Below are 23,470 nucleotides of genomic sequence, written 5' to 3'. Positions count from 1 at the left end.
TAAACCACTGAATTTTCGGCAAGTCGCTGAAAAACAGTCTATTTTTAACAGATGACAGTCACTAGCTTGCACAGCCTTTTCCCTAGCATGTTGTTAACTACATCGCTATAATGGCCTGCTCGATTTTTCATCCACTTTTTCTAGTCAGGGTCCTATGTCCGATACTTCTCAGCAACAGCAGTCTCGCCTTAAGGAATTGATCGCCCGCGGTAAAGAGCAGGGTTACCTAACCTACTCTGAGGTAAATGACCACCTTCCGCAGGATATTGCCGATCCAGATCAGGTTGAAGATATCATCCGCATGATCAATGACATGGGTATTTCCGTGTCTGAAGAAGCACCCGATGCTGAAACACTACTGATGACCGAAGGTGATTCAGCTAATGATGCCGACGAAGAAGCCGTTGCCGCACTAGCCGCAGTAGAATCGGATGCTGGCCGTACAACCGATCCAGTACGCATGTATATGCGTGAGATGGGTACTGTTGAGCTGCTAACTCGTGAAGGCGAGATCAGCATTGCTAAGCGCATTGAAGAAGGTCTACGTGAAGTAATGTCTGCCGTAGCCTGCTTCCCTGGCACCGTTGACGCCATCCTTGAAGCGTACAAATTGACCGTTGAAGAGGAAGGTCGCCTAAGCGATATTTTCAGTGGTTACATTGATGCAGACGACGATGAAGAAATCCCTGCTGCTACTATCACGGATCCAAATGCCGAGGTAGAAGAAGATGACGAAGACGAAGAAAAGGAAAAAGGCCCAGACCCAGAAGAAGCTGCGCGCCGTTTCGGTCTTATCAAAGAACACTTTGACGCACTACACCTAGCTCTGGAAAAACAGGGCCGCGACAGCAAAGAATTCGGCAATTCCCAAGTGCTTCTAAGCGAAGCATTTGCTCCGATCAAACTTTCTCCTCGTTACTACGAAGCAATCGTTGGTCAAGTTCGCAATACTATTGACGGAATTCGCAAGCAAGAACGCACCATCATGCGCATCTGCACACAACGTGCAAAAATGCCACGTAAGACGTTTATTAAAGAATTCCCAGGTAACGAAACAAACCCTGACTGGTTTAAAGAAGTTATCGATTCCGGTTCTGATTACTCTCGTGCAATCAAAACCAATCTAATTGAGCTTAAACGTGCTCAAAAGAAACTTATCCAAGCAGAACTTACCACTGGTATCAGCCTAGCCGAGATCAAAGAGGTTAACCGTCGCATGTCGATTGGTGAAGCTCGAGCACGTCGCGCTAAGAAAGAAATGGTTGAAGCCAACCTACGTCTTGTAATCTCTATCGCTAAGAAATACACCAACCGTGGTCTACAGTTCCTAGATCTAATCCAGGAAGGTAACATCGGCTTGATGAAAGCTGTTGATAAGTTCGAATACCGCCGCGGCTATAAATTCTCTACATATGCGACATGGTGGATTCGTCAGGCAATCACACGATCGATTGCTGACCAAGCACGCACAATTCGTATCCCAGTACACATGATCGAAACTATCAACAAACTGAACCGTATCTCTCGCCAGATGCTTCAGGAAATGGGCCGCGAAGCTACACCTGAAGAACTTGCTGAACGCATGGAAATGCCTGAAGACAAAGTTCGTAAAGTACTTAAGATTGCCAAAGAGCCGATCTCCATGGAGACACCGATTGGTGATGATGAAGATTCAAGTCTAGGCGATTTCATTGAAGACATAACTATCTCCTCTCCTGTTGATTCAGCAACAGGCGAAGGTCTTCGTGAGGCAACTCGTGAAGTTCTAGCAGGCCTAACGGTGCGTGAATCCAAAGTACTTCGCATGCGCTTCGGTATCGAGATGAATACGGACCACACACTTGAAGAAGTTGGAAAGCAGTTCGACGTAACACGTGAACGTATCCGTCAGATCGAAGCCAAAGCACTACGCAAACTACGTCATCCAAGCCGCTCTGAACACCTGCGCGGCTTCCTTGACGAATAGTAAATTCTTTTAAATCAAACTCTTGTGCCCGTGAAACCATATCGGTATTATGGGCACCCTTCTTAGGGCCTATAGCTCAGTTGGTTAGAGCGCTCGACTCATAATCGATCGGTCGCAGGTTCGAGTCCTGCTAGGCCCACCACCTTAAAAACATCTAATTCTGCATTCATTTTCAGTGGAAAGGCTTTTCACTGACTACATACTTTTTAGTTGCAAGCCAATCAACAACTGGGGATGAGGGCTCGTACCCAGGTATAGAACCTTCTAACAGCGATCTAGCTGAGAAACTATCACCAATAGCTATAGATCTAAGCAATTTTTCCAACAGCTCACTTAACTCTGCAGCTTCCAACTTTTCTTCCAACGCTCGCATAATCTTTGAATGCTCGGTTCCAACAACATCTTCACCAATAAGCAATTCCTCATATAGCTTTTCACCAGGCCTTAAACCACTGTACTCAATTCCTATTCCTTTGGCGGATGATTCAGTTTTAAATTCTTGCCCCATAAGACTTATCATTCGCTTAGCCAGCTCTTCAATTTTTACTGGCTGTCCCATATCTAGAACAAACACATCTCCCCCAGATGCCATAGAGCCAGCCTGAATAACTAAAGATGCCGCTTCAGGTATCGTCATAAAAAAGCGCGTAATTTCAGGATGCGTTACTGTAATTGGCCCTCCTGTGCTTATCTGGTGGCGAAACAGTGGTACCACAGATCCAGAGGATCCTAAGACATTACCAAAACGCACCATTGAAAAAACAGTACTTGGTGAAGACGAAGCCAAATCCTGCAGAACGATTTCAGCAAGGCGCTTAGTTGCTCCCATTACATTAGTCGGGCGAACTGCCTTGTCAGTTGAAATAAGAACAAAGCGCTCTACACCAGACTCGAGAGCCGCATCCGCCATGACCTTGGTACCAAACACATTGTTTTTAATTCCCTCAAATACATTGTGCTCGACCATTGGCACATGCTTATATGCAGCAGCATGGTAAATCGTATCGATATCAAATTTATTAATTACCGTAGTTACTCGTTGCGCATCCAGCACACTGCCCAAAACTGGATAAATTGCAGTCTTATTTCCAATTGAATCGAGACGTTCTTGCAGCTCTTTCTCTATGGTATAAAGAGCAAACTCACTCATTTCATAAAGAACAAGTAGCAATGGATTCTTGTTAAGCACCTGTCGACAAATCTCTGAGCCTATTGACCCTCCAGCACCGCTAACTAAAACAGCCTTACCTTCGATACTTCGCTTGAGCAAATCCTCATTTGGAGGAACTGTATCACGACCCAGAAGATCCTCAGGCTCAACATCTCTCAGATTTTCTACCGACTCACCAGAGATAATATCAGGTAGATTTGGAACAGTCTTAACATGAACTTTATACTCAGCCAGTTTTTCTAAAACCGATCTACGCTGAGACCTTCCTATCGAAGGTAATGCAAGTAAAACCTGCCGAACAGAATGCGTATCGATGAGGCAATGTAAATCATTAGGTGAATAAACCGGTAAACCATTAACAGTGCTTTTCCATAGCCCTTTATCGTCATCAACAAAAGCTATCGGCAAGTATTCAGCTCCTCCTCCTAGTGCCGAAGCAAGTTGCACACCTGAGCCACCAGCCCCATAAATAACTACGGGCTCTTTTTCAACATAAAACTTGAGCAGCCAGTGATAATAACTTCTTACAAGAAAGCGACTTCCACCTACATACACTAAAGCAGCTAAAGCAAAATTAATTGGAACTGACCGAGGAAAAGGCTTTACTTCCAAAAGAATCGCCCCGGCCCATAACAAAACCGCTAAAGCCAAAACACCTTTACAAACAGATAAGATTGCTTGGGCACCCATGAAACGTACCACAGCCCGATACAATCCTAATTTCATGAAAATTAGTGTTCCAATTACTGGGGTAAACAGAAACAGCGCCCAAGCTTCTTGTAAATACTCAATTGGCCACCATTCCGCTAAACGCAAAGCATAACCTGACCACAAAGCAAGAGGTAGGGCAATTAAATCAGCAAGTAACATAATCATTTTCTTGCTACTACGCCCTAGGGACATAATTCTATAATGGAAGGATGTTGTTGGTGCGCCGTAATACTTATCCATAAACTTTTAATAACTTTTGTGTATTTAATAATGCTACTAGCGAGCAACTTTTTAAAATCACTGGCTTATTAAAACAACCAGAGAGCAAAAAAATTCAACTGAGCTTTATAGCCAAATTCCTTGTTAACAATAAACGCACCTAAAGTTTCTTAACCTTAGAAAATGTTTACCAATCGAACAATTCAAATACAAAGACTAACAAGAGAAGTGAGCATTGACAGCCTCATCCAGAGCCTTGCAGGTTTTTTCAATCTCATCAGGAGCAACAGTTGGATGACATAGAAACATTAGACTTGTTTCACCCAGCTTTCTGGCATTACCCAGCCTTTTTTCAGGTCTAAACCCCGTACCGTCAAAAGCCTTTTCAAGGTAAACCTCTGAGCAAGACCCACTGAAACAGGGGATACCCATGGACACAATGTTCTGCATTATCGAATCCCTATCGGATTCACTACCATTCACAAATACATAACACTTATAAGCCGCATGTAAAGTTGGCTGAGTAGACTCAGAATCAATTTTTAAATTAAAGACAGGCACTCTAAGATGTTTGTTTTTCTGAGCACAATTCCAGATTTTCTTAGCATTGTTAAATCGCGATTTTTGCCACTCTGATAACTTACTAAGTTGTATTCGACCTATTGCAGACTGCATTTCTGTAAGCCTCCAATTAGTACCAAAGGACTCATGCAACCATCGAAAGCCTGGCGGGTGTTGCTGCTCATAGATCGCCTTCCAACTCTTTCCATGATCTTTATATGACCACATTAGGGACCATAAAACACGATCATTGGTCGTCACCATCCCTCCTTCTCCGCCAGTCGTCATAATTTTATCCTGACAGAAAGACCAACAACCTACATGACCTATGGAGCCAACGGAACGACCTTTGTACTTAGCCCCATGTGCTTGCGCACAATCTTCTATGACCTTAATATTGTTCTCAGCAGCCAGGTCCATAATAGGATCCATATCACATGGCCACCCAGCCAAATGGACACATATTATGGCTTTTGTTTTCGATGTTATGACAGGGCGTATAGTTTCGGCGGTTATATTTTGGCTATCCAAATCAACGTCTGCAAATACAGGTACAGCACCTGCAGTTACAATACTCGAAACGGAAGCCAAAAATGTTCTTGAAGTAACAATAACTTCATCACCAACAGATACACCTATGCCTTTCAACGCAAGATCCAATGCTACCGTACCGTTACTCACAGCAATGGCATGATTTACGCCAACAAAATCTGCAAACTCTTTCTCAAATTGACGCCCCTGATTTCCAGTCCAATAATTTACTTTATTAGACAATAAGACTTCGCTAACCGCATCAGCCTCTTCCTTTGTAAATGAGGGCCAAGGAGAAAAAGAGGAAATTGACATTAGTGAATACCTCTATCAATTCTGATGACCTGTCCCGTAATTTTGGATGAACTGTTATCTGAAGCTAAAAAGCAGACTGTTGCTGCCACTTCCTCGGGCTCTATTATTCCTGCTAGTGCTGATCGCTTATCTGACAATTCCATTGCTTTTTCGTCATTTTTCTTACCCATTTCGGTATTAACTATTGCTGGTGCGATCGCATTAACTCTGATTCCAAATGCACCTAATTCAGTTGCAAGTACTTTAGTGCTATGGATCAAAGCCGCTTTACTTCCCCCATAAACTAAAGTCCCAGGATCCGAAAGTAAGCCTGCTGTTGACGCTATATTGATGATCGAGCCCTTCTTTTTCCTAATCATTTTTTTAGCAATAATTTGAGTAAATAACAGGGTATTAAAATAATTCGCATCAAAGACCGATTTAAATTCTTCTAGCCTGGTCATCAAAAAAGCAGAACCCTGAGCCACACCGGCACAGTTCACAAGGACATCAATTTGTTCACAACTTTTAACTACATCTTTCGCTGATTTCTTAACCGAAGCTTCATTAAGCAAATCCATCTCAACCCACCTAATCTGCTCGGGGGCATTTTGCTCAATCAGGTCGTATAAATCTTGCGAGCAATTTCGACTACAGACAATTACATGAATCCCCTGTTCTGCGAACTGCGAAACAATCTCCAGACCGATCCCTTTAGAGCCTCCGGTCACTACCGCCGTAGTATTACTCATTCCATTTACTCCGCGATCATTCTTATATACACAGGTTCTAACAAATCAAAGTCGACATCGGGTAATACCCGCTGATTGGGAAACAAAGGCACTGGAGCCCCTGTTGCAGCTCTAACGACCTCAGGAACAGAAAAATAAACTTCTAACGCAGATTCTAAAAAGTCCTGAGTTTTTATGGACTTATCTTTCTTCATGAGCTTTAGGTACTCATTAATACCGCCATCAGGCAATTGGCCTCGCACATTCAAATAGAGAGGAACAACTTGATCCAAGTATTTTATTGATGAGGCTAACTTTGAACGTTCTTCTAATTGATTAAAACCAGGTACTCTATCGTTTCCTGGAAATAGCGAATCCAATAGTTCTAAAGCTTCATTATTAATTTGATTCATGAATTCTGTCAGCCAAATATAGAGCTACTGTCTGAATAGTATTAGCGGGATTGACACAAGAGCTTGTAGGAAAAACACTCGAATCAACCACATACAGGCCATCAACATCATGGCATTTACCTTTAGCGTCCACGACAGAATTATTAGGTGCACTACCCATTTTGCATGTTCCCATAATATGCCATCCAGTATTTCTAACTGGACCATGGGCATAGCTCTTTTTAGCACCAGCAGCAGCCATGACCTCACGCGCCCTACCCATACCATGTACCATCATTTTTTTGGTATTATCACTTAATTCATAAGACACCTTGACACCAGGAACACCAAAACGATCACAATTATCAGGGTCTAATTCAACTAAGTTTTTGGTTTCGGGTAAATCTTCACAAATAATAGCAATAACAGCCTGGCGTCCATAGAAGCTTGAAAAATCATTATAAAGATCTTCACCAAATCTCAACTTTCGTCTAGACAGTGCTGATTTTGCGACCTCAACAGCTCCGGCACCTCTCAATGCATGCATCATGTAACCTAATTGATGTTGAGACTCTTCATTACGATAAAATTCTAAGCTATACAACATGCATCCCTGAGGACCTATATCTGTCTCAAGATACTCATCAAAAACCCCCTCTACATATCCCAGCGGATGGATCATTAGGTTTTTGCCAACCAAACCTGAACTATTAGCTAATCCATTTGGGTAATCATCGTTTTTACTGTTTAGAAGTATTCTAGGCGTACCAACAGCACTTGATGCAAGAACAACGTTCTTCCCCAAAAAGCGTTCTATTTCCCCTTCAGAATTATAACCTTCAACCCCGACTGCTTTGTTATCTTCAGTTAGTACGCGCGCTACCGCAAAGTTAGACTCTAATTGGAAATCATAGGATCTAGCTTTATGCAGGTATGTAATATCCACGCTGGATTTAGCTTCTTGAGGACATCCAACATTACATGGCCCTAAATTGATACAGTGAGAGCGCTCACCTCTGCTGCGAGTCGAGATTGCAGCAAAGCTAGGCCACCAATGCCATGAAAGTTGGTTAAAGCCTTCAGCGAGCCTTTCTCCAATTTTACCTAGGGGCACTGGAGGTAAAGCCTGCTCTATTTCCGGAAAATAAGGATCTCCAGGAAGGCCAGACATTGCCATTTCAGATTCGTTAAGTTCGAAATACGGCAATAGTTCATCATATTCTAGAGGCCAATCCACTCCAACCTGCTCATCTGATGCTAGTTTAAAGTCAGATCTTAGAAAGCGAGGGTAATGACCTGAGTATAGTATCGTTGAACCACCCACAGCGTTATAGTTACAGATGGCAATCGGCGACTCAGAGTCATCAACAGGGTAGTCCGCTTCATTCCCTCTAGTTGAGGCAACAGGGCTAAATTCAGTTTGTTTTAACAATTCCCAATTTGATTGTGTAGTTGGATATTTGCTTCTATCTAACTCTGAACCGCGATCTACACACAATACCTTTGCTCCATGTTGAGCAAATCTCCATGCCGCTGCAGCCCCTGCTGCACCAGCACCTACAACAATATAGTCATACATTTAAGGGCTACTTCTTAGGCAAATACTGATCTAGTATATCTGGAATTGTAATTAACATTTCTGCTTCACAGGCTACTTCACCGTCGGTCCTACCTACCGCTTTACCCTTACAAACGCCACGTCTCCAGCTAATAACTTCAGCTTCAATAACCAATTGCTGTCCAGGAAGAACCTCTTTCTTAAATTTAACTCGATGCTCTAAGGCATGGGTAACCTTCCCTTCCAAACCCTCTTGAGTAGTAATGGCTACTGTAAGCATTTGAGCCATCGCTTCTAGTTGTAGAGCCCCTGGCATGTTAGGCCCATCAGGAAAATGAACTGGAAAGTACCATTCATTATTAGTTAAATTTTTATAGCCTTTGGCATATTTCCCTGGTTCGACTTCAGTCACATAATCGATCATCAAAAATGGGTACCGATTTGGCTGAAAACGCTTTAACTCTTCACAATTAAGTGAGAACGCCATGTATCACCTCAAAGGTTATTTATCAGAAAATTTTTTTTCTTCGCCTGCTGGACTGAAACCAGCAGAACGAAAAACCACAACAACTGTCTTTAACAATATTTTAAAATCAAGTAAGAAAGACAACCGATCAACATACTCAACATCATAAGCAAACTTCTGCTCCCATGTTAACCCGTTTCTGCCATTAACCTGTGCTAAGCCACTAACCCCGGGCCTAACCATAAAACGTTTCAACTGTTCTGTGCTGTAATGGCTATCATATTCAGGTAGTAAAGGTCTTGGACCGATCAGACTCATATCACCTTTTAATACGTTAAAAAGCTGAGGTAGTTCATCCAAGCTGAGTTTTCTTAAGAGTAAACCAAACTGTGTGATTCTTTCGCTATCTGAAAGGTCCGGTGCATCAATCATTGAACGGAATTTATAAACTTTGAAAGGCTTTTGATTCCTACCGCTTCGAGTATGACTAAAAATAACAGGACGCCCCATCTTAATTGCGACTAGCAACCCCACTAGTAACATTAAAGGAAATAAGAGCAGTAGTAGTAAGAACGCAACAATAAAATCAAATAATCTCTTAAAAAAGTATTGGTACATCAGAATTAGTCCGTCTCAGTATATCGAGAAAATCGATCTAGAAGATTTACTCCGTCCCATAAGAAATTCATTTCTAGGGCTCTTCCGATAGGTACAATCCGATCAACTAAACTACCATTTTCTTCCAAATTCTTAGCAATTAACTGAGGATCAAAACCAAAGTAAGTTAATGTTTGTTCATCTTGCTCCAAATTAGACAGAGCAGCTAACAAATTAGGGTGAGACAATTGAAGGAAGTTCCCATATCTATACAGTCCATTATTCGAACTATCATTCTGAGTCCATAAGTCCGGCGCCCATTGCGACAAAACAGCTGGACCATTCTGAATTGAAATACTTTCCATCAAATCCAAATAACGATCGATTCGCGCAACAGGATCCAAACTATATTGTTTAATATTTAGAACCTCTTTAGCCTCTTTCCAAAAGAGCGCCTGAGCTTCTTTCACTTCTGCATCTGAACCAACCCATAGAACCTTTGAAGGGGACGAACAAGCATTATGATCTACAACATAAGTGTCATTATAAAAAGATTGTAAAACTCGCTGTCGTTGTTTTGCATCGTTTAAAGCAAAACTTTTTGCGTCAATTACAAGACTTGACACCCTATTAGGGAAATACATTTCAACACATCGGGGTAATTTGGGGAAACTTCTAAATTGCGATACGGTATCGTCCCCCCCCCAAACAAGTAGTCCGTCGCAATTCTTAATTCCTTCTTTAAGCCACCCACTATCATGCTCAGTTTTAATAAATACAAGTGTATCCTTAATGGTTTTATAGGCGTCCTTTTCAAGAACCTGACCAATAAAATCAATAAGCATTTCTACTTGAGGCCACGACTTTGAAGGAAGTCTTACAACATTAGAGTTCCCAGATAAAAAGCCAAATATAAATGAAAAAGCAAAATTAATAGGGACATTGGCCGGTGCAATATGAATAATAGTTCCCCAACCTTTCTTATTTCTTATGCTGGAATAAGTTTCTAACTTAGAAAGTATAGATTTTTCTCTGCAATAATAAGCAAAGGTGCAAAGATCAGGATAGCTCTTCGCTTTATTCGATTTTAGTATTAAACGAGATAACTCAAACAAAAACTCTAAGCGAAGCTCGTCTGCTACATTTACCCTTTTACGCTCGACATGACTCAATAGAGACTGCGTAGGTTTGATAGTAGCTTCATCGATTAACAGCATCACTACACCCCCTAACCTCAGCTTTTTCAAGACGTCCTTTAACTTTCAAAATTGTCCCTTCATGTCCGCAATCACACGTTGAAGCAGGTAATGTATACCCAATATCCTCAGTTAATAAAGAATGGCCTGGATAGCTCCTTTGTATATTTGAGAACAAGTGAATAAGCCCTTCTTCAGAATGATCTTTCCGAAGAAAATCCTCTCGCCCTCGAATAAGAACATCCGCTCCGCTGGGAGCATGCAAATGCCCATTAGGGCATTCCATATAGATAGAACCCGTTTGCTCAATCATTCCATAGTAATTATGAACTTTGCTACAGTTAATCGCCTTTGAAATACGATCTCTAAATACCTCGGAAGAAACTTTTTTATTCTCAAGCTTTTTCCAACCTCCACCATGGACAAGAAAAGCATTTGAGAAATCAAAATCTAATTCAAGCTCCTCAATTCTTTCAATAAACTTTTCCCATACAATAAAGGTGAATCCAAAGATAAAAATTTGTTTGCCCGAATACTTCTCAAGAAACTGCTGTACTCGTTGAATATCGATATCCAAATCTTCATTTAAAGCAAACTCACGCCCGCGAGAGAATATGCTAAAGCCATTAATCGCCGCGGTTCGAGCAGAAAATTTTTTCCTATTTTTAACAGTAGATTCAGCATCAATCACAAGCATTGGAAATCGAGCTTTTCCAAAGAATGTCTGGAACACTTCTATTAGCTTCGCTTGCTGCAACTTTGCAGTTTCCTGATCCAAATAAATCCTAGACTGAACTCCACCAGTACCCGATGAATGCATGGTTTTAAAAATTGATTCGTTAGGTATACTCAGCAAATCAAATTGCTTGAATGCCCTAACAGGCAACCAAGGCAACTCATCAAATGCAACTGCCTGAGCATAATCAGGAAATAAGGCATTAATGTAAGCCTTATAAGTTTCACATTTCTGTGAATGATGTTCCGTTAAGCTTTTAAGATCTGAAAGTAAATCGCTATGCATTATAAAAAATCGCCCATCAATTTTTGGTAATCAAGCTTACCGCTACTTTTGAAAGGCAACTCCTCTATAGTAAGGCACTTCAATCCTCTTGGGGGGAAATTAACCTTAGATAGAATGTACTCACGTAGCTCTTTTGCTCTATCTTCAGCTTCCACAACAATAATTAAGTCATCTCGCGCAATAACTGCTGACTTTTCAACACAGCCTTTTGCCATAGATTCTAGGGCATCAAGATTCACTGACATGCCGAAAATTTTAGCGAATCGTTTTTTTCGACCTACAATTGTAGCAAAGCCATCCGAATCAATGACTCCAACATCCCCAGTATAAAGAACCCCATTATTATCATCGCCTAGTGATAGATCTGAGCGCTTTCTCGCATATCCTAAACAAACGTTAGGACCACGATAAATCAATTCACCTTCATCCATTCCATCATCGGCATCTGTTTGTAAGGAGCCAATATCAAGAGGAACTCCAATTGTCCCCACCTTTAACTTACCTTGATTCGCTGGCACATAAGATATACGAGGGGAGGCCTCGGTTTGACCGTACATTGTGAGATACTCTACATCTCTTTTCTCAAACTGCTCTAAAAAGTATTCTGTCAATTTGGGCTCTAACCTACCCCCTGCTTGATTCACACATTTCAAGGACTCATAGAGCGAATCCGTTAACCTTACTCGGCGGAGCACCTCAAACATAAACGGTACTCCTGAGAGATCAGTCACTTTCTCTTTTTCAGCTAACTGCCAAAAAGCTCGATCTAACCAGGACAAATCAGTTATGACAAAGGATGAGCGTGATTCAAGCGCACAATTGAGCACAGACAACCCAAAAGTGTAATGTAGCGGTAAAGATGAAATAGAAACCCTATCTGATGAAAGCCCCATATAGCGCACAATTGACTCAGTAGCGCTGGTAATATTAAGAGCACTCATTCTCACACACTTCGGATCTCCAGTTGAGCCAGAAGTAGGAAGCAACAAACATAGATCATCAAAAAGAGATTCTGAAACAACCAAATTCCTTTTGAACATTTTCATAGAACGAAAACTATCTACGCAATTATAGCCTTCTAAAGCTAAATCTTGATCCGTTAAAATATATTCAACTTCATACAATTCCGCCAATTCTATTACGGACGCTTCGACCATATCAGCATCGATCAACAGAGGCACAACATTAGCTCTTAAGGCCCCGCAGTATAAAGCAATAGTCTCTAAATTCTTTTTACATGCAATAAGAGCAATTCCTCGCTCAATGCCTGAAAAGAACTCATCCCCCATCGTAAATACTTCGGCAAATGTATAAGTGGTTTCACTATCTACTATAAAAGGACGTGAATCCTCAGCAGTACCCCTGTCAGTCCAAAACACTAGATATCAACTCCGTACTTTTTCATTGTCTCAACGCCAGTCATATATGAGCCAAAGTCTACGATATCATCCATTTCTAGCATAATATCGAACTCATCTTCCAAGGCTGCCATTAGAGACATATGCCCTACACTATCCCAAGCCTCGATGCTTTGATATTCAAGCTTCTCATTTAGCTGATCCGCTTCAATTTCAAAAACCTCAATAAAGATCTCATCATATTTATTACGGTTTGACATGTATCCTCCTATTTAAAAACCTTTTTATCTTCATTCTTTCTAGCTACACGAGCTGGATTCCCAAGAGCAACCACTTCGTCTGGCACATCCTTATAGACCACCGATCCCATACCAATAACGGACCACTGCCCTATATTTATTTTTTCTAAAATGAGTGCGCCCATCCCAACATATGAGCTTGAACCAACTCTAGATGAACCACCAAGATTGACTTGTGAGGAAATAACAGCATTATCATCCACCACTACATGATGTCCGATAATAGCCTGAGTATTTACCGAAACATTCTTGCCAATACAGGCCAAAGATTGCACAGATGAAAACGGCGCTATAATTGAACCAGCACCAATAACTGCGGAATTAGAAACATATGCTCGGCAAGAGATAATAGAGGCTAATTCTAAACCTTTATCAATTGCTTTTGCTGCTAGCTTTTTACGAATATCAGGCTCACCGACGGCTATTGTAACTTTTGAGCCCTCAATACAACTCTCGAAGCCAACAATAGGAATACCATTCTCAAATTCATTAGCCGGGCTATCTACAAGAAAAACTATTTGATGCTCTGAATTAACACCATTAGCTATCGACTCTAATAATATATCCGCAGTTTCTAGACCTAAACCACCAGCCCCATATATATACCAAATAGGAGCTTTGCTCTTATTAAGCATCAACTAAAACCTTACGAATAGAAGCTTCAATACCTGCTGCATCTAGACCTAAAGTCTGAAGCATATAGTCATAATTCCCAGTTTTAGGGAAGTTATCCCTAACACCATATCTATGAACAACAGGGCCTATTCGCTGGTTATCATTCATAAATTCGAGTATTGCTGACCCCAGCCCACCGACAACAGTATGCTCTTCAAATACCATCACATGATCGCTCTTATCAAACACTTGATTAAGAACACCTTCATCTAATGGTTTTATCGTGTGCATATTTACAAGACCAACATTAAGCCCGTCTTCTTCCATTGCCTTAACTGCCTTTAGTGCATGACCGACAGTAGTGCCGTGAGCAATTACAGTAACTCGCTCTACAGGGCGAAGTACTTCTGCTTTGCCGATGGCATAATCATAATCTTCCTCATATACCACTGGCATACCTACCCCACCTGTCAATCTAATATAAACTGGTGAATTTAGCTCTTTGGCCGCATTTAGGCATTTATACATTTCAAAACAATCAGCTGGGGAAACTATTGTAATACCTGGAATAGCCCTCATAACAGCAACATCTTCGATCCCAAAATGAGAATTACCTAGAAAACCCAAAGCAAATCCACTTGCCAATGCTACTAGGTTAACCGGCTCCTGCATGTACCCGAGGTTCATTCTTACCTGCTCGCCAGCGCGTAATGAAGCAAATGGTGCAAAAGTCGAAGAAAAAACTTTGTATTCCATCCGGGCTAAACCAGAAGAAATCCCAACCAAATTCTGTTCAGCAATTCCGGTATTAAAGAACTGTTGAGGTAATTCTTTTGAAAAAGCAGAAAGCCCTGATGACCTTCCTAAATCAGCAGACAGCGCCAAAACTTTTCCATCTTCACGTGCCATTTCTAATAAAAACTGTCCGTAAACTGCACGCGGACCCATTCTAGACCAAGCTCGCGCCTTACGTTTATCAATAGCAATCATGAGCGCTCCCACTCCTCGACAATCTGACCGTACGTTTTTGCTGTAATGCGGTTATGGTGCCAGTCATTATTATGTTCCATAAATGAAACCCCGCGCCCTTTTACTGTGCGCGCTAAAATAACAGATGGTTTATCCGCTTTTGATTTAGCTTCATCAAAAGCTGTAGAAAGCTCTTCATGGTCATGACCGTCAACTTCTTGGACATGCCATCCAAATGACTCCCAGACACTTTTCAGATCGACCGAACCATTATATGTAAAGTTTTCTCCGTCATTCCTAAGACCATTCACATCTACAATTGCAATTAAATTGCCTGCTTCAAATTCTGCGGCAGAGGCTGCAGATTCCCAAACGGAGCCTTCATTACATTCACCGTCACCCATCATTACATATACAGATCGACTCTCTTGCTTATCTAGACGCATTCCAAGAGCAACCCCTAGACCAAATGAAAGGCCTTGCCCTAAACTACCATTCGAGCTTTCGATACCAAGTTCGAGATTCTTCACTGGGTGGGCTATCAAATGACTACCGTCCTTTTGGAAAGTATCAAGTACTTCATCAGTCATTAGCCCAAATACATTCATAGTTGAGTAGTAGCCGAGAACACAGTGCCCTTTACTTAGGATAAAAATATCCCTATCAGGGCTAGTCAGATCTGATGCTTTATAATTCATGACCTGACCATATAAAACCGTCAGAACATCTACCATGCTCAAAGACCCACCAAGATGGCAAGATTCACCGCACGAATATGCGATTTCTATAATCTTTCTTCTGACTAAATCAGAAGACTCCTTAAGTGTTCGACTACACATAGATAATTTCTCAATAAAAAATTTACATTAAACGAGCAAAACACCCGATAATTTCATATAGGTGAATTCTAATAGAAATGCACTCTCTCACCTAGACCTATCCAATCAATCAAACGTATAAATAACCAAAAAATTATCTAGATCAATCTATCCTAAGGAACAAACTAGGCGAATCACTCAGACACAGAAAGGGCACAGCCCCAGCAGCAAAGAAGAGAAAAGACGGGAATCATTCTCAACAAAACCAAATATCACTGAATACTTTGATATTACCAGTCACCAGCAGAGTCCAATAAACCTCTGAAAATACAATATGTTACTTTTTATCAGCCGTCAAAATAGTCTCAAGTAGAGACTCATAATTGCCAGCTAACACGGAATACTTGCGCCGCGATAACAACCATCTCCTGCCAGCCTCACCCATTTCAGCAAGAGTACCTTTAGGCGTTTTTGCTATTCGATCAATTTCCAATGCTATCTTTGATGGCTTAAATGTGTTGATAAAAAATCCGCACTTTGCTGCAGAAACCATATCGTCATATCCGTCATAAATAAACAAACTTGGTCGCGCAGCCAGCATATAGTCAACAATTTTATTGAGCGAGTGACCATACTTCCATATTTTCGCTGGGTTTGTTGAAACAACCATCAGATCACATTTAGATGCGAACTTCCCCACATCTTGTTTTCTTAACCTTGGGCCAATTGTCACATTCTCCAATCCACCGTAAATAGACTCATAATGACTCTTCAAATTCCCATCACCGACCAAAACAAAGTGCACTCGTGGGTCAGTCACGCACTTAGCCGATTCAAAGATATAATCTAGGGCATTAGCGGTTCCAAAACCGCCAGCATAACCAATTAAAAATTTACCTTCGGGGACAAAATTGAGGTTTTCAATTGAATCAACACAGCTTTCAGCCATTTCCAGAGATGCAATATGCTCATCACTAACGCCCATAGGAATACAACTAACTGGCGCATGATTTATACCTATACCCTTAACATGTTCTATTAAATTGGGCATTGTTCCTACGATATGATCAGAAAACCTATATCCCAACCGTTCGATCTTTGAAAGCAACCACATAAACGGGTTTTTAGCACTAAACCCACCTTGTTCAATAATACTCAGAGGCCAAATATCTCTTACTTCAAATACCACTCGAGTACCACAAAACAACTTCATTAATAGAGCAGTTACTATTGAAAAAAGCGACAAACTGGAAGCAACAATAACATCAGCATCACGATGTTTTACAAGCAGGTAATATAAAACCTTAATTTCAAACTCTACCCAAGTCACAATTCTCTTTATCGAACGCTTCTTTTCAAAACCAATTGTTTTAATAAAAATCACGTCTAACGCTTCAAACACCTCCTTTGTATATATACGTTTCAATTTTTCTTTAGCATATAAATGAGGAGGTTTGCTCGCTAAGATTGTTACATCATGCCCTTTTCGAGATAACTCCCTACATAAATGAAATCCTCGGGAACCAGTTTCGCCATAGGATGGCACATCGAAATACTTTGAGACATATATAAGTTTCATAAAAGCATGCCAAATTAGGAGGGCTTATTTATAAATAACTGAGCGACTTGATGCCACTTAGATAACAGTTACTTTAAGGGGTATATGAATAGCTATCTTTTTCTAGCAAACACGACCACGTTCCAACACAACCATTTTAGAGGGGGTAAAAGTTTCAACAGGAGCTGATCAAACCTAGCTAATGGACGATATAGCCAAGCCCATTTATCACCTTCCTCAACAACAACTTTCCAGAAACGCTCTTTATTAGGATTTCTTCGTTGGATTATCGCCATGATCAGAAAAATAATTAAGGTAGTAAGCCAAAAGTACTCAGTCTTAACTGTTTTGAAACGCTTTTCAAATTCCTGAATATCAGCCTTTTTCAAAGGATGCTCATCAGGCGTTCGAACATCCATCGCCATTCTACGGTATACATTAATAACTGGGTTATAATCTAGTGGGTCCCAAGTAACCATAACGCCATCTTCTTTTAAGTGAGGCTCGAGAAGTTCAAGCGTATCTGCAATTTCCACATGATGCAGCAGATTACCAGCATAAATAATATCGAATTGTTTATTACCAAGATTCAATTGCTCAGCAGCTGATAAATGAGTAGAGACAGAAACGCCATTTACGCTCGCAAGATTACTAGTTGCTTCCAACATACCTTGAGAGATATCCATAGAAGTAACATCAGCTCCTTTAAGAGCAAAATACACACTTGCCTCACCTAGACCACAGCCCACGTCTAACAACGTCCTTCCTTGTAAGTCACCTAGGCCACGCACAATGGCCCTCATCTCCGGCGCGGTACAGACCTCATTTGACTGGATAACATCAATTTCATCCGCCTGAGTACTATTAGCCCAAGCATCATGAAATTCTCGTTCTTTGTCAAAACGCTCTTCTGTTTCAGAGGGTGTATTTTGCATTGATTCATAACCTGCAGCGTCAGCAACACTTTCTACAGCTTTATCGAAAAAGTGTTTATTTAATTTCTTTATGTGATCCCCAGACAACAACTCTGGAAATGTAATATTATCTCTATCACCCCTGGCATATAACTTCGGTTCTGACATATCAAATTCAACTTGACAGGTATTCCCCGCTCCCCAGGAGAGGATTATTTTCGGACGTGAATAATCAAAATGAATTTTCCTAACAAACTCATCCCAACTAGCTAACTCCGACTCAATTTTAGGCTGATACTCTTTTTCGTTTGCCGACATGAGAAAACGATAAATAAAACTTTCAAATTTAATTTTCTTAGGCATGAGTCACATCAATCAAGTTAAGCAATTCATTTCTAGACTTAGGTCTTTCCCTTTCTTCATTTGCAATCCTTTCCGCAATCCCTAACAAATCGTCATAGTTCAATGGCCATTGATCTTTCTTAGGGGGCGACGAAAAGAAAGTCTGAACCCTTTGAATTTTCGCCCTCATGTACCTCATAGCGATAGTCATTTCGGGGTAACTACCGTACATACATCCTTCACACGAAGACGTTACATCATAAACATTTTTACGGAACTGAGCGTCTTTATAAACTTCAGGAAACGATGGATCAAAGGCTGACACTCCTTGAGGTAAGCGATAATCACAACATGGAGAAAACTCACCATTTGGAAGCAAAGCGAAGTAAAGATTAGGTGAATCACATACACCCTTATTCTTATTTCTCCACTCAATATCTTCCCCCCTTACAAACCTTTTTATATCGTCAAGGTACTGATCACTGTCATACAAGAGAAAGCCTTCTTCCCGCATTGCTCTGACTCTATCAAGAACTTTATCAACCTCTTGAAGTTCATCTTTGCGAAAAGCTAGGCTTTGATCGAATGTTCTAAAGCCTCTTGGCTGCCCATAGTCAGTTACATGTACAGGTACTAACGATGTAAACCACGAAATTTCAGTACCAAACCTTACAACATCCTCTATATCAGAAATATTGTCCGGTTGAAGGACACAACCAAGAGAACCAAAACTACCTTCTTTAGGAAGATATTTAGTGAACGTTGCAATAGCTTTTAGCGCTTGATGCCATGACTTATTAAAAGCACCATTAATTTTATCTTGCCGAGCAGGATTTAGTGAATCCAGTGAAATAGAGATATCTGTACCGCCAGCTTCTATAGCTGCAATAATCTGCTCTTCAGACGCATAACCATTGGTCTGCATCCGCACATGCACTCCTCTAGACTCGAATGCATTGATAATTTCCGGCAGATCTTTTCTGGCAAAAGGCTCTCCACCTGTCAGGAGTACAATTGCCACCCCCATTTCAGCAAAATTATCAGCAATACCTTTTATTTGATCTATTGAACACTCTGCCACATCAGAGTTTGCATAAATTATATTGCATTGTTCACAAGTAAGGTTACATCTAGCCGTTACATAAAACTGCACATACACAGGAGCATTCTGAAAAAGAGCAGCTTTGGCTAAGGTTGTTTTAGATAAACTAGAGAACATGATAACTCTTAAATTATTAATAGGGATTAACTAGCCATGCTTAATGACTGACAGTATATTACCATCAGCATTACGCCGATGTGTTAAAGAAAACCTTTCTAACTAGATAATTACACGCAAACGTAACACCACTGATAAAAAACTTTGCAAGATATACATCTACCGGAAAAGCCTCAACTATCCACACCAGAGCAAAGCTTCCGATCACAATAAAACCACCATTTACCGCAATCGTCGCAACATAGTCATGACATAAGCTAAATCGGCTTGACAGAAAAACATACCGTCTAATCAACAACAAATTTATAAAAGCACCGACCAAGAAGGCATTTAAGTTCGCGACAAAAACACCAAGTCCAAACTGAATAAATAGGTAAAAGCATAAAAAATCGACAAAATAGCCAAACAAGGCCACTAGAGCATATTTAATCGGCCTGCTTGATATTAATTGTTTCAGCAACAAAGTACAGCGGTCTCCCTTTCGCCTCTTCAAATATACGCGCGATGTATTCTCCAAGACCCCCCATAAATGCAATTTGCACCCCACTAAAGAAAACAATGGAGACAAGAATTGCTGTTAATCCTGGCACTGGAGTATCTGTGAAGAGTTTCATGTATAGAAAATACACTGCCATCAGCAACCCAAGCGCAATAGTCGCAACACCAAGCCTAATAGCTAGAGTAAGGGGCTTTTTCGAAAATGAAAATATTGCATTGGCAGCAAATGAGAGCATTTTCTTCAAAGGATATTTCGTTTCCCCTGCAAAGCGTTCTTGTCTTTCATACTCAAAAGGAACAGCACTAAAACCAATCCAAGGAATCATCCCCCTAACAAAACGATGCCTTTCCCTTAACCCTCTGAAAGCTTCTACAACCCTTCTTGAAACAACACGAAAATCGCCAGTATCGCGAGGAATATCCACATCACATAGATAACTCATCATACGATAAAAAGCCGATGCTGTAGCTTTTTTGAACAAAGTTTCACCAGCTCTAGACTTCCGCTTACCGTAGACGACATCATAACCACTTGTCGCGACAGCATACATGTCCTCAATTAATTCTGGTGGATCCTGTAAATCAGCATCAATCACAGCAACAAAATCACCATGCGCTTGATCCATTCCCGCTGTTATAGCGATCTGATGACCGAAATTACGGCTAAAAGAGAGAACCTTTATAGTTTCATCCGTTTTTGCAGCTGCCTTTAAAATATTGAGTGAACTATCGCGCGAGCCATCATCTACAAATATCAACTCAACGGAAACCACGTCTGACATTTTATCTTTTAATTTAACAAAACGACTAAGAGCCTCAGGAAGAACTTCCTCTTCATTAAATACAGGAATCACAATACTTAATAACTTTTTTTCTTGTAACACGCAGTGATAACTCCTTGATTTTTCTTATCATTCATATCGAAAAGCGATAACAAACCACCTATCAATAAAGCAAAAGGCAACAATGTAAAATTTAGAAGATCACTTTTATAGTTTGAAATTCCACTCTTACGTTTCAAACGGTAGTACAGATAATTATGCCCCCCAACAAGCTTGTTCAAAATTGCTTGTATATAACCAAAACGGTTATATGGGCCCGTATCAAATGTAATGGATCTTTCTAAACCAAACTGTTCGAATAAACAGTCTAACGACCGATTTGAGAATTGATGCAGGTGATGAGGGTTATCATAGTATGCAAAGGATTTTGTAAACCATCTGTACTGTTTAGAATCGGCATTAGGCACAGATACTATAAACACCCCATCCTTATCCATGCTTTTAGTAACTACTTCTAAAATTGAACGCAAAGCAGTCGCAGGAATATGCTCCAAAGAGTGCCACGCCGTTACAGCCTGAATTGTTGAAGGAACTTCAGAGACATCTTCGATCACCTTTATTTCCAATACCGTTTTGGAAAACTCAACACATTCTGGAGTAATTTCCAAACCATAAGCATCAGAAAAATCGTGCGAATTGTGATACAGAAATTTACCTGATGCCGAGCCAATATCGAGAAGCACTCCTCCACTGTTTATATCCCGAGGACAACAGCTCTTGAGAACATTACTTTTGTACTTATCAAGGGAAGTGATTTTTTTGACGTCCCTCATAGTTAATGAATCATTAATAATGAAACCTTGTTCATCTGAAGTTTCTAAAGATTCATGACCACACCTAGTACAACGCAAATAGCCATTATCTGTATCCTTTTTAACCCCATTTCCACAAATCGCACAAGGCTGATCAATCATCTCATTTTCTCCATGAGCTTAGACCAGAGCAATACAGACCATTTCCGAGGTAGAAAGCGAGCTAAATATGACATCGCGTAGGTGCGGGGCGATACAAACACCGTCGTTTTGCCATCATTAACAGCGCACAATATTTGATCTGCGACTTCTAAGGGGGTCATCAACTTCTCATTTTCAAGCTCTTTAACCCCTGCATTTTTTTGGAAATTTGTCTTCATACCACCAGGGCAAACACACATAAGTTGCACCCCACTTCCTGATATTTCTTGCCCCCAAGCTTCAACTAGAGAAAGAAGAGCACTATTAGAAGACGCATAACTCGCCATATATGGTAAAGGTTGAAATGCAGATGAAGAACTAATCATGACAACCCTACCAAAACCTTTTTTCTGCATATTATTAATTACGTCCTGGCCGATCATTAAGCGAGAAAGGACATTTAAGGAATATGTTAATGCGTGTTTACTAGAATCCAGCTCTTGAATCGTTCCCTTAAATCCAACCCCAGCACAAGCATATAATTCGGATATATTAATTGAGGACCATTCACGACTCTTAAGTAAACTTTTAATTTTATCTTCACAAGAAAGATCAGCTACCACATATTCACAATCTAAATTATCGGCTACTGCTTCTTTCAAACCCTCCTCATCTATATCGATGAGTAGTATTCTTTTTCTATGCTTTTTAAGCTTTTCAAATAGAGCTAAACCGAGCCCGGAAGCAGCGCCAGTTATAACGGTCACGCCGTCAGGATCCGTCATCCAATCGAGTCTTACTTTCTCTCGCTTAACGACTTCTTCCAACGCTACTTCCGGTGAATATTTTGGCATCCAGCCAAGCTCTCGAAGCTTAGTATCATCTGCAGTTAAAGCCGGCGCCAATAATCCTTTCAAAGAAAACGGGATAAACTTCCAAAACAAAGATAACAATGGCAGAAGCCATTTGACAGGAAGCCTATAAACATTAGGCGCACAGGAAACGAAGAACTTACTGAGTTTAAGCTTATCACCAGCACAGAAAAAAGTTTGATCTATAGCCCTATCATTAGTTGATGTCAGAATGATCGAAGATACTAAATCAGACACATGAACAATCGAAAACTCGCCTTCCCAAGCAAATTTTGAAAAAAAACTTTTAGTAAGTGCAGCCCTGGCAAAGAATGCAAAATGGCTGTTAAATCGCATTTTTTTACCTACTACCATAGCAGGTCTAATGATCGTATACGGTAAGCCCGATTTTTTAACAATCTCCTCTGCATCTTGTTTAGATTTACCGTAATCAGAACTAGGAAACAGCTTAGAATCCTCTACTAAAGGAAAATCACATAAGTCGGTTTTCGCCCGGTCAACCGCGCCTATTGTTGAGAGAAAAACAAAGCGTTTCACTTCATCCTTTTTAAACAAGCAAGCATCAATAAGTTTTTTTGTTAACTCTACATTTTCTTTGTAATAAACATCGCCATTACCAAACTTAGCATTCCCAGCACAATGCACCACATAAGAACAACGGCTAACAGCCTCAAGAACTTCGTCGCCATCGAACTCACCAACGACAATTTCTACTCCAATAGCCTCCAACTCATTGTCATGTTTTCGAGTTAAAGCTATAACTTCCTTGCCTGATTGAATTAATTCCTTACACAAGGCCCGCCCAATAAACCCAGTTGCACCTGTAACTAAATAACGCTCGTCTTTCATTACTACGATA

22 protein-coding genes and 1 tRNA gene are annotated in these 23,470 nt (G+C 40.6%); 2 read left to right on the top strand and 21 right to left on the bottom strand.

The window, feature by feature from the left end:
• Positions 1–154 precede the first annotated feature (154 nt).
• On the top strand, positions 155–1,966 hold the full coding sequence (gene rpoD / locus ACMXYV_RS02960) for an RNA polymerase sigma factor RpoD (RefSeq protein ID WP_415890295.1): 1,812 nt from the start codon (positions 155–157) through the stop codon (positions 1,964–1,966).
• Positions 1,967–2,031: 65 nt separating this feature from the next.
• Positions 2,032–2,108: transfer RNA gene (locus tag ACMXYV_RS02955), tRNA-Ile, on the top strand.
• A 30-nt stretch (positions 2,109–2,138) separates the two neighbouring features.
• Here ACMXYV_RS02955 and ACMXYV_RS02950 read toward each other — a convergent pair.
• From ACMXYV_RS02950 to ACMXYV_RS02850, 21 genes are all read right to left on the bottom strand, one after another.
• Positions 2,139–4,007: a polysaccharide biosynthesis protein gene (locus ACMXYV_RS02950; protein ID WP_415890294.1), complete on the bottom strand. Its 1,869-nt coding sequence runs from the start codon at positions 4,005–4,007 to the stop codon at positions 2,139–2,141.
• A gap of 276 nt (positions 4,008–4,283) precedes the next feature.
• Positions 4,284–5,474 (bottom strand): DegT/DnrJ/EryC1/StrS family aminotransferase, encoded by a 1,191-nt coding sequence (locus ACMXYV_RS02945; protein WP_415890293.1) that lies wholly within the window; start codon positions 5,472–5,474, stop codon positions 4,284–4,286.
• Positions 5,474–6,205 (bottom strand): SDR family NAD(P)-dependent oxidoreductase, encoded by a 732-nt coding sequence (locus ACMXYV_RS02940; RefSeq protein WP_415890292.1) that lies wholly within the window; start codon positions 6,203–6,205, stop codon positions 5,474–5,476. The genes ACMXYV_RS02945 and ACMXYV_RS02940 overlap by 1 nt, the downstream gene beginning before the upstream one ends.
• 5 nt (positions 6,206–6,210) lie before the next feature.
• Positions 6,211–6,597, bottom strand: coding sequence for a hypothetical protein (locus tag ACMXYV_RS02935; RefSeq protein ID WP_415890291.1), 387 nt, complete (start codon positions 6,595–6,597; stop codon positions 6,211–6,213).
• Positions 6,584–8,155, bottom strand: coding sequence for a GMC family oxidoreductase (locus tag ACMXYV_RS02930; protein WP_415890290.1), 1,572 nt, complete (start codon positions 8,153–8,155; stop codon positions 6,584–6,586). Before ACMXYV_RS02930 ends, ACMXYV_RS02935 begins: the two co-directional genes overlap by 14 nt.
• Before the next feature lie 7 nt (positions 8,156–8,162).
• Positions 8,163–8,621 (bottom strand): 3-hydroxyacyl-ACP dehydratase FabZ, encoded by a 459-nt coding sequence (gene fabZ / locus ACMXYV_RS02925; protein ID WP_415890289.1) that lies wholly within the window; start codon positions 8,619–8,621, stop codon positions 8,163–8,165.
• A 15-nt stretch (positions 8,622–8,636) separates the two neighbouring features.
• On the bottom strand, positions 8,637–9,218 hold the full coding sequence (locus ACMXYV_RS02920) for a sugar transferase (protein ID WP_415890288.1): 582 nt from the start codon (positions 9,216–9,218) through the stop codon (positions 8,637–8,639).
• A 5-nt stretch (positions 9,219–9,223) separates the two neighbouring features.
• Positions 9,224–10,414, bottom strand: coding sequence for an acyl-CoA reductase (locus ACMXYV_RS02915; protein WP_415890287.1), 1,191 nt, complete (start codon positions 10,412–10,414; stop codon positions 9,224–9,226).
• Positions 10,398–11,414, bottom strand: a complete 1,017-nt coding sequence (locus ACMXYV_RS02910) for an acyl-protein synthetase (RefSeq protein ID WP_415890286.1) — start codon at positions 11,412–11,414, stop codon at positions 10,398–10,400. The genes ACMXYV_RS02915 and ACMXYV_RS02910 overlap by 17 nt, the downstream gene beginning before the upstream one ends.
• Positions 11,414–12,793 (bottom strand): AMP-binding protein, encoded by a 1,380-nt coding sequence (locus ACMXYV_RS02905; protein ID WP_415890285.1) that lies wholly within the window; start codon positions 12,791–12,793, stop codon positions 11,414–11,416. The genes ACMXYV_RS02910 and ACMXYV_RS02905 overlap by 1 nt, the downstream gene beginning before the upstream one ends.
• Positions 12,793–13,032, bottom strand: coding sequence for an acyl carrier protein (locus tag ACMXYV_RS02900; protein ID WP_415890284.1), 240 nt, complete (start codon positions 13,030–13,032; stop codon positions 12,793–12,795). The genes ACMXYV_RS02905 and ACMXYV_RS02900 overlap by 1 nt, the downstream gene beginning before the upstream one ends.
• 8 nt (positions 13,033–13,040) lie before the next feature.
• On the bottom strand, positions 13,041–13,706 hold the full coding sequence (locus ACMXYV_RS02895; protein ID WP_415890283.1) for a NeuD/PglB/VioB family sugar acetyltransferase: 666 nt from the start codon (positions 13,704–13,706) through the stop codon (positions 13,041–13,043).
• Positions 13,699–14,676, bottom strand: coding sequence for a transketolase family protein (locus tag ACMXYV_RS02890; RefSeq protein ID WP_415890282.1), 978 nt, complete (start codon positions 14,674–14,676; stop codon positions 13,699–13,701). Before ACMXYV_RS02890 ends, ACMXYV_RS02895 begins: the two co-directional genes overlap by 8 nt.
• The gene (locus ACMXYV_RS02885) at positions 14,673–15,389 is read right to left on the bottom strand and encodes a transketolase (RefSeq protein ID WP_415891417.1); all 717 of its coding nucleotides are present in this window, start codon (positions 15,387–15,389) and stop codon (positions 14,673–14,675) included. Before ACMXYV_RS02885 ends, ACMXYV_RS02890 begins: the two co-directional genes overlap by 4 nt.
• A 421-nt stretch (positions 15,390–15,810) precedes the next feature.
• A complete protein-coding gene (locus tag ACMXYV_RS02880) occupies positions 15,811–17,052 on the bottom strand; it encodes a glycosyltransferase family 4 protein (RefSeq protein ID WP_415890281.1) in 1,242 nt (413 codons plus the stop codon).
• Between the two features lie 92 nt (positions 17,053–17,144).
• Positions 17,145–18,308, bottom strand: a complete 1,164-nt coding sequence (locus tag ACMXYV_RS02875; RefSeq protein ID WP_415890280.1) for a methyltransferase domain-containing protein — start codon at positions 18,306–18,308, stop codon at positions 17,145–17,147.
• The gene (locus ACMXYV_RS02870) at positions 18,301–19,506 is read right to left on the bottom strand and encodes a radical SAM protein (RefSeq protein WP_415890279.1); all 1,206 of its coding nucleotides are present in this window, start codon (positions 19,504–19,506) and stop codon (positions 18,301–18,303) included. Before ACMXYV_RS02870 ends, ACMXYV_RS02875 begins: the two co-directional genes overlap by 8 nt.
• 70 nt (positions 19,507–19,576) lie before the next feature.
• Entirely contained in the window at positions 19,577–19,921 is a 345-nt protein-coding gene (locus ACMXYV_RS02865) for a GtrA family protein (protein ID WP_415891416.1), read from the bottom strand.
• Between the two features lie 10 nt (positions 19,922–19,931).
• On the bottom strand, positions 19,932–20,888 hold the full coding sequence (locus tag ACMXYV_RS02860; protein ID WP_415890278.1) for a glycosyltransferase family 2 protein: 957 nt from the start codon (positions 20,886–20,888) through the stop codon (positions 19,932–19,934).
• Positions 20,864–21,760, bottom strand: coding sequence for a class I SAM-dependent methyltransferase (locus ACMXYV_RS02855; RefSeq protein ID WP_415890277.1), 897 nt, complete (start codon positions 21,758–21,760; stop codon positions 20,864–20,866). The genes ACMXYV_RS02860 and ACMXYV_RS02855 overlap by 25 nt, the downstream gene beginning before the upstream one ends.
• Entirely contained in the window at positions 21,757–23,460 is a 1,704-nt protein-coding gene (locus ACMXYV_RS02850; RefSeq protein ID WP_415890276.1) for an SDR family NAD(P)-dependent oxidoreductase, read from the bottom strand. The genes ACMXYV_RS02855 and ACMXYV_RS02850 overlap by 4 nt, the downstream gene beginning before the upstream one ends.
• Between the last annotated feature and the right edge of the window lie 10 nt (positions 23,461–23,470).

The organism is Neptuniibacter sp. SY11_33 (assembly GCF_047778025.1).
GTDB lineage: Bacteria > Pseudomonadota > Gammaproteobacteria > Pseudomonadales > Balneatricaceae > Neptuniibacter.
This window is presented reverse-complemented; position numbering and strand designations above follow the sequence as displayed.